Annotated in this window: 11 protein-coding genes; 1 reads left to right on the forward strand and 10 read right to left on the reverse strand. The window is 73.3% G+C overall.

Annotated elements, in window-relative coordinates; genetic code table 11:
- The first annotated feature begins 890 nt into the window (after nt 1-890).
- The gene (locus Q1K26_RS06040; RefSeq protein ID WP_300008267.1) at nt 891-1484 is read left to right on the forward strand and encodes a hypothetical protein; all 594 of its coding nucleotides are present in this window, start codon (nt 891-893) and stop codon (nt 1482-1484) included.
- Here the strand turns inward: Q1K26_RS06040 and mobF are convergent.
- The 10 genes from mobF to Q1K26_RS06090 form a co-directional block, all read right to left on the reverse strand.
- Nucleotides 1468-5967 carry a MobF family relaxase gene (gene mobF, locus Q1K26_RS06045; protein ID WP_300008269.1) on the reverse strand — a complete coding sequence of 1500 codons (4500 nt, stop codon included), beginning with the start codon at nt 5965-5967 and terminating at the stop codon, nt 1468-1470. The two genes, Q1K26_RS06040 and mobF, sit on opposite strands and share 17 nt — an antisense overlap.
- Nucleotides 5961-6407 (reverse strand): hypothetical protein, encoded by a 447-nt coding sequence (locus Q1K26_RS06050; protein ID WP_300008271.1) that lies wholly within the window; start codon nt 6405-6407, stop codon nt 5961-5963. The genes mobF and Q1K26_RS06050 overlap by 7 nt, the downstream gene beginning before the upstream one ends.
- A 179-nt stretch (nt 6408-6586) precedes the next feature.
- Nucleotides 6587-7084 carry a hypothetical protein gene (locus tag Q1K26_RS06055; protein WP_300008281.1) on the reverse strand — a complete coding sequence of 166 codons (498 nt, stop codon included), beginning with the start codon at nt 7082-7084 and terminating at the stop codon, nt 6587-6589.
- Nucleotides 7081-7740: a hypothetical protein gene (locus tag Q1K26_RS06060; protein ID WP_300008283.1), complete on the reverse strand. Its 660-nt coding sequence runs from the start codon at nt 7738-7740 to the stop codon at nt 7081-7083. Before Q1K26_RS06060 ends, Q1K26_RS06055 begins: the two co-directional genes overlap by 4 nt.
- Before the next feature lie 143 nt (nt 7741-7883).
- Nucleotides 7884-8360 (reverse strand): hypothetical protein, encoded by a 477-nt coding sequence (locus Q1K26_RS06065; RefSeq protein ID WP_300008285.1) that lies wholly within the window; start codon nt 8358-8360, stop codon nt 7884-7886.
- A complete protein-coding gene (locus tag Q1K26_RS06070) occupies nt 8357-10324 on the reverse strand; it encodes a TraM recognition domain-containing protein (RefSeq protein ID WP_300008287.1) in 1968 nt (655 codons plus the stop codon). Before Q1K26_RS06070 ends, Q1K26_RS06065 begins: the two co-directional genes overlap by 4 nt.
- Nucleotides 10321-10905, reverse strand: a complete 585-nt coding sequence (locus Q1K26_RS06075) for a DUF2637 domain-containing protein (RefSeq protein ID WP_300008289.1) — start codon at nt 10903-10905, stop codon at nt 10321-10323. Before Q1K26_RS06075 ends, Q1K26_RS06070 begins: the two co-directional genes overlap by 4 nt.
- The gene (locus tag Q1K26_RS06080; protein WP_300008290.1) at nt 10902-11270 is read right to left on the reverse strand and encodes a hypothetical protein; all 369 of its coding nucleotides are present in this window, start codon (nt 11268-11270) and stop codon (nt 10902-10904) included. Before Q1K26_RS06080 ends, Q1K26_RS06075 begins: the two co-directional genes overlap by 4 nt.
- A complete protein-coding gene (locus Q1K26_RS06085) occupies nt 11267-11668 on the reverse strand; it encodes a hypothetical protein (RefSeq protein WP_300008292.1) in 402 nt (133 codons plus the stop codon). The genes Q1K26_RS06080 and Q1K26_RS06085 overlap by 4 nt, the downstream gene beginning before the upstream one ends.
- A complete protein-coding gene (locus tag Q1K26_RS06090; RefSeq protein WP_300008293.1) occupies nt 11669-12187 on the reverse strand; it encodes a WhiB family transcriptional regulator in 519 nt (172 codons plus the stop codon). It abuts the gene before it with no gap.
- Between the last annotated feature and the right edge of the window lie 90 nt (nt 12188-12277).

Here is a 12277-nt window from a genome sequence, read left to right on the forward strand (position 1 = left end):
CGAGGTACTGACCCGGCGGGGCCGATTCGTGGTCGTCTCTGGCGATCGCGGAGGTAATGCCTCCTTCGCTCCCAACGCCGCGAAGGTTGCGCATAGCTGGGCACAACGTGCGCCGGAAGCCGAGTGGGAAGTCTTGTGGGCGGTCTATCATCTGTTGCACTCGAGCTCGGGCACCGAGGAGTGGGGCTGGGACTCGGACATGGCCGGGCGTACGTGGGTGTGGGATCAGATGCGTCATGAGCCCCTGGCGATCCTCAGCTATGTAACGACCTACTCCGAACTAGCCGCGCACGGTGCCCGCCATGGCTCTGGCCGGATGGAGCTCGGGCCGCCCGAGCACGTGCTCCCCGCATGGAACATGCTCACGGAGATTAGTTTCGACCTGCCGTTCCGACCCGACCCAACCCGCATCATTATGACGCCAGTTCCGCGACACCTGCCGAGAGAGATATACGCGTGCAAGCTTGGTCTCGCCGTCGAAGAGTTCGATCGTCGCGCCGAGCGAGGTGATTTTGGGGAACCGGCATCACACGGCCTAGACCTAGATCAGACACTGTTCGTCCCGACTCCCTGGTGGGACTCCGCAACGGCTCCGCTGAGCATATAGGCGGACGTTAGTGCCGCACGAAGGCCGCCTCCCATCTATAGTCGAGCTCGGCCCCGGTTCTTCATGAGTCGAAGTGTCGACGGCCGAATAGACGAAACTCAATTATCCTCGCGAAGTGGAATTACCGAGTTCTCGAACCCCAGGCAATTGAGCACTTTCGAGGTGAGACCACTACGACCGTCGGACGCTCACCGCAACCGCCGATGGCGAGGGGGCGTGTCGAGTTCCGGGTCATGACTGCTCATCGGCGACGGTTGTCGGGGATTGGGTTCACACTTCGGGGATGGATCCTGCATTAGGCCCGCTGATCGACGCCGTGGAGTCGGGCAGCCTTGACCTCGTCAATGCTGCCCTGCTTAGAGGCGGTGCGGTGCCGCCGCCCGCGGTGCACCTGCTGCACAAGCACCTGCGGCAGCCCTACGTCGGCAGTGTGGCCGCTCGGCCGTTCCGACGTGGTGCGGACGCCGCGGCTGCGGTGACCGCGCTCGGACTGCTCCCGTCGGTCGTTCTCGCGACCCGGGTGGTCGTCGTCTGGGAGTACTCCGATCTGTGCGCGGCCCTCGACCTCCCGGGCGGGCCGTTCCCGCTCGGGCTCGTGGTCCTGGATGCGGACCTGGTGGACCACGTCGTCCGCTGGCACCCCTTTCAGCTCCGCGGCGATCCCGTCCGGCCGAAGTGGGGGCCGGTGGTGCGCCATCCGGGCGCGCAGCTGCCGGCGCCCGTCGCCGAGTTGCTGGCGCTGTGGCGCGAACTGCGCCGCCAGGACATCGCCGAGACGCGGGCGGAGCTGGAAGGGGCCGGGTTTGCCGTCACGTGGGCGGCGGATCTGGCTGCGAGCACGGCGACGGAACAGCGGGACCTCACTCGTCGCGACTGAGCACGGGGATGTCGTCCACGACTCCGTCGGCGTCGCCCTCATGGCCGGCTCCGGTGGACCAGTCGGTGAGTTCGGCCCGTCGAGCGGACTCGGTCGCGTCTCGCGCAGCCGCGTCGGACGCCTCCCGTGCGGCGTCGGCCGCCTCGCGCTGCGCGATCTCCGCCAGCGACAGCTGCGCGCGATGGACGGCGACCGTCGTCTCGTCCACGGGCCTGACCCGGCGCCGCTGAGCAGGGTCGGCGGTCTCCGTCGGATCCATGGTGCTGACATCCCGCACATCCGGAAATTCGGTCTCGACGCGATCGCGTTCGGGTGGCCTCGTCGGGCTGAGCTGCTCGTCGTCCCACCGCTCGTCGACGTCGGATTCGGTGACGGGTTGTTCGCGCTCCCGATCCGCCTGCTCGGCGCGGTGCAGAGCGAGCCATTCCGGGCCCGTCGTCCGGTCCGCCGGGTGGTCTGGGTCGACGCCACGGGCCTTCAGCTCGACGCCGGACCGCTCGGCGAGGTCTCGGGTGACCGCGGTGTGGGTGAACCACCGGGCGCGGGCCTCGTCCGCGACCTCGAGCTGCGTGATCTGCTCGGCCAGTCGCGCGGCCTCGGCACGAGTTCCTTCGGCGTCGGCACGGAGCCGGGCCGCGTCGGCAGGGGCGGTGTCGGGGGCATCGGCACGGGCGGTCCACACCGTCGCATCGGTCGTGGCGCGGCTGTGGGCCTGGTGGGCGGCGGCGAGCTCGTCGTCGACCCAGCGCGGCGCCCAGGTCAGTTCGCGCTCGTACGCACGGACTCGGGCGCGCAGGGCGCCGTCGGACAGGTTCGCCTCCTCGGCTCCGGCGTCGACGAGGGCCAGGGCCTCGTGCGCGGCCCGGAACATCACCGCGTGCTCGACGCGGCCCTTGCCGGGGGCGTTGCCGAGCGGGTCGTGCTCGTCGGTGTGGTCGACGAGTTCGCGGTAGGCCGCGGCCCAGCCGGCACGCTGCTCCCAGTCCTGGCGGGCGACGACCTGCTCCGGGTCCGGGACGGGCCCGAGGGCATCGATCGCCCAGGCGGGCGCCTGCTCCGCGGTAAGCGCGCCGAGTTCGTACCGGCGGGTGTCGGCTGCGTCGGCGAGCTGGTGCAGCCGGGCGGCGCGCTTCTCGTCGGCGGGGAGCGCGTCGGCGGCGTCGCGGAGGTGGTGCGGGATCAGGTCGGCCGCGCCCCCGCTGAGGTGCGGGGTGAGCTGGCCGTTCAGGGCGTGGGTGATGCGGTGGTGGATGACCTGGGCCGGGGAGTCGGCGCCCATCAGGCTGCGGGACTCGATTGCCTCCGTCAGCACCTGCTCGGCGTCGTGGCCGGCAAGCTCAGCAGTGCGGAGTAGCCGCTCCAACGAGCCGAAGGCGTCGTCGGCGGCCAGAAGGCCGCGCTCGTGCGGCGTGAGGTGCCCTACGGCGGCGAGCCGGTCGAGCGTCGAGGCGGTGCGACCGGCGTTTACCTCGCGAATGAGGTCGGCCATCCGGTCGACCTGGGTCATCACCGAACGGGCCTCGGTCTCCGCGTGGGCCTGCTCGGCCTGTGCGGAGCGGTCCTCACGCAGGTTGGCGAGACCGTCGGCGAGCACGGCCTCCGGGGTGCGCTCGGCGACGTCGAACGTCTCACCGGTCTCGGCGTCGGGCGCGCGGTGGCGGGTCACGGCGTAGATCGTGTTTCGCTCGCGGCCGCGGGTCGCCGGGACGTAGAGGCCGGCGGCGTCCGTGCCGGGGCCGATCACGGAGTGGCTGGTGTCGACGTTGCGGCCCTGCGCGGCGTCCTTGGTGCTGGCGTAGCCCAGGCTGACGTGATCGCGGACGTAGGTGCCGGGCAGCTGCATCGGCGCGCCGAGGATCTCTCCCCAGGCGTTGCGCTCGCCGTCCTCGGCGGCGCGGTCGACGGGTGCGACGGTCAGCCCGCCGTCGGGGCGGGTGGCGAGCACCCGGTAGGTCCGCCGGGTGATCGGGGCGGCCGTGTTGCCCTCGAACCCGCGCAGGTGCCAGGCGAGCGCGCGAGCCTGCACGAGGTCGCCGACCCCGGCGACCGTGCCGCGCCAGTCGGCGAGCGCCGGCCCTTCGCCGAGCGGGACGCCGTCCTCCTCCACCCGGCCCAGCCGGACCAGCTCGGAGCGCAGACCGGCCGCGACCCGCGCGGCGGTCGCGTTCGTGCCGACCATCAGTAGCGACTCACGTCCGTTGAGCGTGTCGGCCAGCCACGCCCGCGACGCGGCCGCCTCGGCCTGCTCGGCAGTGCCGCCGTCGATGAGCCGGCCGCGCTTGGCGTACTCGGCGAGCACGTCGGGGTCGCCGTCGCGCAGCCGCAGCGACGCCGGGCCCTCCCAGGTGTTGTCGAACCGGCGGACCTCGGAGAGCTGGTAGGTGATGCCGTGCTCGCCGATGTCGGCGAGTGCACCGCCAGGACCGATCGCAGTCAGCTGGCGTGGGTCGCCAACGAGCAGGAGCTTCGCCCCGGCCGACTGGCAGCGGGCGTGGACCGCGACGAGATCACCGGTCTCCGCGGTACCGGCCTCGTCGACGACCACCAGGTCGCCACGGCGGAGCCGCCACGCCTCGTCGTCGCCGGTCGGGCCGGTGGCGTGCTGGCCAGGTCGGGTGCGGTCGATGCGGTTCTGCGTCGCGAGCCACGCGCGCACGTTCTTCGTCGCCAGACCTTCACCGGCGAGCACCTCGGCCGCGTTCTGGTACGGCGCGAGCCCGAACACGCGTCGGGGCAGCTCGACGTCGGGATCGCCCTCCGGGTCGGTCCAGGTGCCGGCGATCGCGCCGACGACGAATGATTTGCCGGTGCCCGCCGCGGCGGTCAGGACCTCGACCTGCGCACCGGAGGTCAGCACGCCGCGCAGCGCGGCCTCCTGGTCCGGGCCCAGGCGGGTGCCGGACTCGGCGAACCGCCCGCACACCTCGTCGACCCGCTCTTCGGTGAGCCGGTGGGCCCCGCGCTGCACGGCGGCCGCGATCAGCGATCGCTCCGCTGCGAGCTGGCCGGGCGTGGAGTAGCGGACCGACCCGTGCCGGGCGTACGCCGACTCGCCGTTCGCGAGCCGCAGCTCGTCGGGCAGCGCGTCGGCGTCCTCGACCGGCGTCAGGCGCTGGGCGAGGTCGAGCGCGGCGTCCGTCAACCCCATCAGCAGCGGCTCCACGTCCTCGGGCGCGACGCCCAGGTGACCGGGAAGCGCGTTGGAGACGGCCTGGACCATGTCCGAGCGCGAGTAGTGCGCGCGGGTCGCGCTGATGTCGGCGACCGCGCGCTCGATGACGTCGCGCGGGGAGAACTCGGCGTCCTCGCCCGGGTCCTGGGCGCGGGCGACCAGCTGCTCGGCCAGCGAGGTGAGCCCGCCGGTCACCCGGCCGCGGGCCATCTCCTCCCACCGGGTGAACTGCTCCTCCCGCGTCTCCCCGTCATGGGACTTGGCCTTGCGGGTCACGAGCGTCGCCTGCTCGTGGATCACGACCTTCTCGTACGGCGACGGCTCGCGGCCCTGTGCGGCGGTGAACTGGCGGATCAGCTCGGCGGCCTTCGGGCCGATCTGCGCGCGCCGCGACGAGTAGAGGTCCATCAGGTCGCGGTCGACGCCGACGACCTCGCGCGCCTTCCCGTCGGGCCGGGTCTCGGTCCGCACGCCGAGCGACTGCGCGAGGTGCGCCTCCATGACGCGCTCGGCGATCGCGCCGGCGGCGGCCTTGTGCTCGTCGATCGCGCGCCCGTCGACGCCGCGCCAGACGCCGTCAGCGCACAGGACGCGGTTGAGGATCGCGTTGTGGATGTGCCACTGCGGGTCCCGCTCGCGGGAGTCGTGCTGGAAGAACTGGGCGACGACGAACTCGTGGGCGTCGATCCAGCGCCCGGCCCCGCCCCCGTGGTGGCCCACCCGGGAGTAGCCGGCGTGCTCCTGCAGATAGGCGAGCCCGGCGCGGACGCCGGCCATCATCGCGTCCTCGACGGCCTGGGCGTGGGTGTCCCACGCCTGCGCCGCGACGACGTCGCCGCGCAGCCGCGCGTCGTTGGCCGCACGCTCGAACGCCAGACCGGTGACGGTCACCGACTTCGGCGCGGAGAACGTGACGTCGATGAACGACACGGCCTGCCGGGCCGAGCGCCCGGCCTGGGCCCGCAGCGCCGCGCGCTCCTCGGGGCCGGCGTCCGGGCGGGCGTCGAGCAGGGAGGCGTAGATCTGCTCCGCGGTGCGGTACTTGCGGTGACCGGCGGCGAGGGCCTCCGCCTCGTCCCAGGTGGTGCGGTCGTGCGCGGCAGGGTCACGCGGGTCGAGCAGGCGCGTGTAGATGGCCTCCATCAGGTCGGCGTCGACCTCTCCGGCCAACCCGAGTGTCTCGGCTCCCTTGCCCCACCAGAGCCCCGGAGGCTCGCCCGCGGCGACGGCGCCGGTGTAGTAGCCCTCGCGGGCCTTCGCGACCTCGTCGGTGAGGTAGCGGACGGAGTGCCCGCGGTGGACGCTCAACACGACGAGCTCCCGCCGTGCACGTCGTCGTCGGCGTACCAGCGCACGAGGACGTCGTGCTGAGCCGCGCGCGCCGCGACGGGGTCCGGGCCGAGCATGGCAGCGATCGCCGCGCGGGCCCGACGGACCGAGTCGGCGAACTCCGGGCCGTCCGCCGGATCGAGCAGGGCCCGACCCGGATCCGGGCTGTCGTCGTCGCGGCGGCAGGCCTCGACGGAGCGCAGCGCAGCCAGGCGATGGAACCGCTCGCTCTCGACCATCCGCTCGACCCAGGCCGCGTACTCGGCCACGGGGTCGGGATTCTCCGGATCTTCGGCCGCGAGGATCTCGGGGCTGCTCGCGCGGGCCAACCCGAGGTCGCGCTGGGCGATGGCGAGGAAGATCGCGGCGTAGCGCTCGGCCGGATGCCGGGCGTCGTGCAGGTGCTTTCCGGTGGTGGTCAAGGCGTGCTCCTCAGCGCCGAGTCGATCATGAACGGCGGGTTCCGAGCGGGCCCGCCAGGGCCCGCGACGGGCACCACGGGATCGTGATGCGTGGGTGTGGGTCTTGCTCTTGCTCGCGTAGGTACGGGTCTTCTCTCGGTCGTCGTCCTGCGGACTGGTGTTCTCGGAGTGGTGCGTCGTCATCGGCTTCGGCGTCGTCGGGATCGGATCGGGACGTGGTTGGCTCGGAGGAGTCGGAGGACGGTGTTCGGGCTGGTGTCGAGCAGTGCGGCTATTCCGGCGGAGCTGGCTCCGCCTCGGTAGAGCCGGGCGACGCGTTCGGCGTCGAGCGGTTCGACGGTCGAGCGGCGGTGGCAGGAGCGACAGCGCGGGCGGTAGCGGGCCAGGTCGAGGCTGTAGCGGTAGCCGCGCGACGGGTCGGTGCGCTCGTCGGGATCGGCGCCGTCGTAGGACCACAGGTAGGCCGTGCGCGGGCACTCGGCGCAGGCCCGGCCGGCGGCCGGGCCGCGCGTGGCCGTGAGCCTGCGACGGAGGGCGAAGTAGCTCGGTGCCCCCGCCGTGTCGCGGATCGGGTCGTCGGGCCGGACGGCGCCGCGACGGGCACGGCGCCAGTGCGGCCGGCACCAGCCGCGCGCGTGGTGCGGTCGACCGCACCCGGGCACGACGCAGCCGGTCATCTGCTCCCCCGGTGCTGCGTGTACTCGGCCTGCTCGGCCTCGGCGAGGACGTCCTCCGTCGGCACGGGACCGGCAGTGCGCATGGCGACCCAGTGGGTAGCCACGACGAGGTGATGGTCAGCGAGCGGCGGCGGGACCGGCTCCACGACGTCGGCCTGGCGTCCGTTGCGGTCGGCGTGCCGCGACAACGAGCACTTGCCGAGCAGCCCGTTCAGGCGGCGCTCGACGCCGGGGCGCTGCCGGTCGTGCCACTCCCCGACGCGCATCCATGAGCCCTTCTCGGGGTGGTAGGCCTCGGCGTGCGCCCAGCGCAGCCACCACAGCTCCTCGATCGCCTCGGGGTGCCACAGCCAGCAGGAAGACAGCTGCGCGCGGGTGTAGCGGACGTAGACGCGACCCACCCAGTCCGCCAGGTCGGCCGCGTCCTTCACGGCCTGCACGGTGTCGTTGGCGAGCAGCCAGGACCGGACGTCCGCCGCCTTCGGCTCCTCGGCGCGTTCGGCCCGGCCGAGGAGCGCACGCAGCGCGGCGACGTCCGATGCGAGCTGCAGCAGGTTGGTGTCCACCGTGTCGATCCGGCGCAGCGCGCGCGAGACCGAGCGCCCGAGCGCGGCGACGGTGGGGTCGGGCTGCGGCCCGGTGGTGTCGGTGGTCATGGCGTTCCCCTCCTGGGATCACCGGGCGCCAGGCGCGGGCCGGGTGGTACGTACCGCTGGCTGGCGGGTGGCAGCCGCCATCCGGCGCCGCGACGTCGTTGCGGCTCGGCCGGCCGGGTAGCGCGGGAGGCGCCGGCGGCGGGTCATCGCTCGATCCCCCGCGTGAGGTCGTCGCCCGCGGAGTCCTCGTCGGCGCGCCGGTCGTCGAGATACTGGGCATCTGCACGTGGCCGGTCCTCCGGACAGCGCACGACCACCGGTGGCATCTCGTCGGCGCCGCGCCCGGACGACTCGATCGCCGTCAGGTCGTACTCGTCGAGGCCCCACAGGTGGGCGGGCACTCCCACCCGGTCGGAGGTGTCGTCGAGGTAGTCACGGACCAGGGCGCGGGACTCGTCGAGGGAGCGGCCGGGCCCGGTGAGCCGCCGGGCGGCCTCCTCGGCGGACATCGGCGACGACGCGGTCTCGTGCGGTGCGGGCCGGATGCGGTTGAGCAGCGCGTGCTTGTCGGCCAGGAACGCCGCCCGCTGGTCCGGGTCGACCTCCCGCCCCCGGGCGGACAGCTCCCGCAGGCGGGCGGTCAGCTCGGCGATCTCCCGCACCGTGGGTGGGATGGTCATCGCGCGTCCCCCCATGGATCGTCCGGCTCGTCGCAGGGAAGCTGCGGGAACGGGATCACTTCGGCCTCGTGCGGCTTGCGGTACTGGTCGACCACCTGCCCCGGCACGACGGTCGGGCTCTGGTACTCGATCGGTCTGCCGCGCCCGGTGACGCGCACCCGTAGCGCCGTCCAGCGCGCGGCGCACCATCCGACGAGGGCGCGACGGCGGGCCCCGAACCACGTCCGGGCAGGCTGGGTGCGGCGGGCGATGACGGCGACGGCGCGGGTGACCTGCCGGCGCCGCCAGGCCCGAGCCCGGACGGTGAGCGCGTCGGGATGATGGACGGCGTGCACGTCGGCCCGGCGCCAGGCCTGCTCGACACGGCCGATGACCGGCGGCATGTCCCGGCGGAACACCACCACCCGCCCCGCCGGGAGGTTCGCCAGCTGCGCGGGCGAGAGCACCGGGACCCGCCGCGTAGTGCGGGACGCCAACCGCCCGTGCAGGTCCGTCGTCGTGGTCGGCTCGTCCCGCTCCCCAGCCAGCGTCGACCAGTAGTTGAGGTCGTCCCGGTCGGCGGTCCCTCCGAACAGTTCCCGGGCTCCGGAGTTGTTGAGCGTGACGGCGGACTTGGCCACCCCGTAGCAGTCCACCAGCTGCGCCCGGCTCTGGAAGCAGGCCACGATCGAGATGCCGCGCCCGCCCATGTCGGCCGACCACTTGTCGAGAGGGATGGGGCAGATCAGTGCCGCCTCGTCGAGACGCAGCGACAGCGGCGGGTCGAGCCGGCCGCCGGGCTGACGGTCGGCAAGGCGGCGGGCCTGCCGGGCGATGTAACCGGTGAGGGCGCAGACCAGCGGCGCGACCTGGGCCTCCTCACCGCCGAGCATGTAGACCGTCGCCTTCGCAGCAAGAAGGGCGGCGACGTCGAACGGCTGCCCGCCCTCGGCGATCGGCCGGGCCGCCTCCTTGGCCGGGCCGTGGGTGAGCCAGCCGATCGCGGGGGCGATGGTCGACGTGATCGACGTGCGGGTGCGCTCGTTCGTCCCGATGAACTGCCGGACGGCCGCCTCGAACGCCGGCTCCGGGCTGCGGTTGCGCAGGAGCAGCAGGATGCGCTGCGCGTGGTCGTCCAGCTCGGACAGCCATGTGCCGACGTCGGCCATCGTGTGCCCGCCGAGCGCGGCCGCGTGCATGAGCGCGGCGAGGTTGCGGCGGCCCTGGTCGTCCCAGAACTCGCGGTCCGGCCCCCCGCCGCGGTTCGCGGCGGCGAGCATGTCCGCGGCCCGCTCGTTCGCGGCCACGGGGTCGCCGCAGTCGGTGAGCGGGTCGAACGTGATCGTCGACGGCAGCCCGGCGAGCCCGACGGGGTTGAACACGAACACCGGCCCGACCTGGGCCCGCAGGGCAGCGGTCTGGTTGAGCAGGTCGGTGCGTGTACTGGTGACGAGTACGGCACCGGGAGCGTCGATGATCCGCCCGGCCAGCCACTGCGACTTGCCCACGCGCGGCCCGCCGAACGCGAGGACGACGTCCTCGATCGACGCCCACACCTTCAACCCGGCGACCCGACACAGTTCGACGCCCACCGCGACGGCGGGAAGCCGGACCAGCTGCACGAGCCGCGCCCAGCGCGAGGTCGCGCGCAGCGACGGCCGGACCTGCGGGGTCCGACGGCGCATGGCCAGCGCCGACCCCGCGCGGACGATGTCGCCCGTCGAGGCGACGCCGGCCTTGCGCCGGCTGCTGCTGCCCCAGCGGGTGACCGTGGCCATCGTGCGGCCGTGCCGCATCCACAACCACCCGGCCAGTGCCACTGACAGTGCGCCGACGAGCAGCGGGTGGGAGGTGCGGATCAGGGCCCACGCGGGCATGGCCGCGAGCACGCTGGCTCCGACGGCGACCACGAGGGCGCCCCGGCGGTGGGAGATCGCGGCGATCGTGGCCAGGACCACGAACAGCGTGAGGAGGGAGGTATTCATGACGACGTCCTTCCGGAGCCGTTGACGGCGAGGACCGGTGGCTCGGTACGGGTGCGGTCGAGCAGTTGCCGGGCCTCGTACTCGCTGATGCCCAGCTCCCGGGCGAGCCGTCGGCGGCCCGCACCGGCGGCGATCAGTTCCCCGACCCGTTCGGGGGGCCGGGCGGAGTCGTCCGGTTCGGGGACGTGCACGTCGTCGACGCGGCCGACCAGCACCGCGAGGTGCACGACGGCCCCGAGCACGGCCGGGGCGACGGCGGAGACGATCACGACTACCCACCACGCCGGGGCGAGCGCGAACGCGGCCAGGCCGTGCCCGAGCGCGTTCGCGGCCACCGACAGCGTCAGCAGGGCGAGCGCGAGCGACCGGGCGAAGGTGCGGGCCGAGCGCCCGGTCCGTCCGCCCAGCCACACCAGTGAGCCCGCGGCGGCGCCCGCGTCGACCACGACCGGGAGGAGCCAGGCCAGCTGCCGGGAGAACCCGCACACCAGGGCCAGGTCCCGGAGGGCGGCAAACGACAGCACCGCGGCCGCGCCCGCGACGACCGCGAGCAGGCCGTAGAGCACGGCGCGCGCGGTCATCGGTCGGCTCCGACCGCGTGGGCGACCGCCGTGGCGACCGCGCGGGCGTTGCCCGGACCCATCGCCCGGAACCGGAACCGGTCCGTGCCCAGGGTGATCGCCAGGTCGAGCACCGCGAGTTCCGTTGTCGACGCGGTGTCGAAGGCGCCGTTGTCGAACGCGGTGCGGGCAGCCCGGAAGTCGATCCACCATCCGCCGTCGGGGCTGTGGTGCACGCACGCCCGCAGGAAGTCCGCACGCCGTGGCCATACCTCGTGCGCGAGCAGCAGCCAGACCGCGGCCTGCACGTGGGCGTCGTGGCCGTCGATCCACCGGTGCAGCCCGGCGACCACGGTGCCGCTGATCGGGCGTACCCGCGCGTTCATCGGGACACCTCGCCCTCGGCGGCCGGTCCGTCGTCGACGCCGATGTGGCTGATGGCGTTCCAGTAGCGATCGGCGGACCAGATCACCGAGCCCAGTGCGTCGGCGACGGCCTCCATCTCGACGGCGGCCGCGGTGAGCCGCTCGTGCGGGTCGACCTCGCCGGAGTCGTCGTAGACCCCGCGCTGCTCGCCGTAGCGCTGCACCTGCCGGTCCAGCAGACGGGCCAGGTCCTGCAGCGCGCGCAGGGTGGCGACCATGTCCCCGCCCAGCGCATAGAAGTCGCTGTGGTCCGCCGACGCGTCGAGCTGGTGGCGGACAACCGTCACCCACGCCTCGGCGCCGGCCTCGGCCAGCTGGACCGCTCGCGGGCGGTCGTCGTGCTCGTCGGGGGTGTTCATCTAGGCTCGGTTCCCTTCCGCTCGTGTCCCTGCCTGGGGTGCTGTGTGGGAGATCTGGAGGGGAGCCCGGTGGCCGCCGCGGCTCCCCTCCGTCATGTGCCGTCGCCGCGTTCCGGACGTGGCGCTGCGGGCCCATCGCTGGGCGGTGCGCAGGCTGACCTCGAACTTCCCGGCCACGTCCTGCACATCCATGCCCGCGGCGAGCGCGGCCCGACCGGCGCGCGCGATCTCGGCACGTGTCCCGCCCGCGGGGCGTTCCGGCGTGCGTCGGCGGCGTCGCGCGTCGCGGCGTCGGGCCTGCTCCCGGCGGCGCTCGTCCTGGGTCATCCCACCGGCGATCCCGTCCGGAAGGTGTCTGATGGCCCAGGTGAGGCACTCGGCCCGCACCGGGCAACCGGCGCACACCGCCTTGGCGGCGCTCACCTGCCGCTCTGCCTCGCGACCACGGATCGCGGTCGGGAAGAAGACCTTTTTCTGGACTATCGGCGGGCATGGCTGTGCTGTGTTCGGAATTCTCATCGCTACTTCCTTGAATTGATGTGTGGGAGGCCGAGGCTGGTGGGTGTGTTGCGAGTTCTGCGATCGAGGGTGACGAGCTTGCTTTCTGCG

It is taken from the genome of Pseudonocardia sp. (assembly GCF_029263155.1).
Taxonomy (GTDB): domain Bacteria; phylum Actinomycetota; class Actinomycetes; order Mycobacteriales; family Pseudonocardiaceae; genus Pseudonocardia.

Bases quoted from the DNA above. Each gene is read 5' to 3' on its own strand.
- Q1K26_RS06040 (WP_300008267.1), top strand. From the start codon at position 891: ATGGATCCTGCATTAGGCCCGCTGATCGACGCCGTGGAGTCGGGCAGC.
- Q1K26_RS06055 (WP_300008281.1), bottom strand. From the start codon at position 7,084: ATGACCGGCTGCGTCGTGCCCGGGTGCGGTCGACCGCACCACGCGCGC.
- Q1K26_RS06060 (WP_300008283.1), bottom strand. From the start codon at position 7,740: ATGACCACCGACACCACCGGGCCGCAGCCCGACCCCACCGTCGCCGCG.
- Q1K26_RS06065 (WP_300008285.1), bottom strand. From the start codon at position 8,360: ATGACCATCCCACCCACGGTGCGGGAGATCGCCGAGCTGACCGCCCGC.
- Q1K26_RS06070 (WP_300008287.1), bottom strand. From the start codon at position 10,324: ATGAATACCTCCCTCCTCACGCTGTTCGTGGTCCTGGCCACGATCGCC.
- Q1K26_RS06075 (WP_300008289.1), bottom strand. From the start codon at position 10,905: ATGACCGCGCGCGCCGTGCTCTACGGCCTGCTCGCGGTCGTCGCGGGC.
- Q1K26_RS06080 (WP_300008290.1), bottom strand. From the start codon at position 11,270: ATGAACGCGCGGGTACGCCCGATCAGCGGCACCGTGGTCGCCGGGCTG.
- Q1K26_RS06085 (WP_300008292.1), bottom strand. From the start codon at position 11,668: ATGAACACCCCCGACGAGCACGACGACCGCCCGCGAGCGGTCCAGCTG.
- Q1K26_RS06090 (WP_300008293.1), bottom strand. From the start codon at position 12,187: ATGAGAATTCCGAACACAGCACAGCCATGCCCGCCGATAGTCCAGAAA.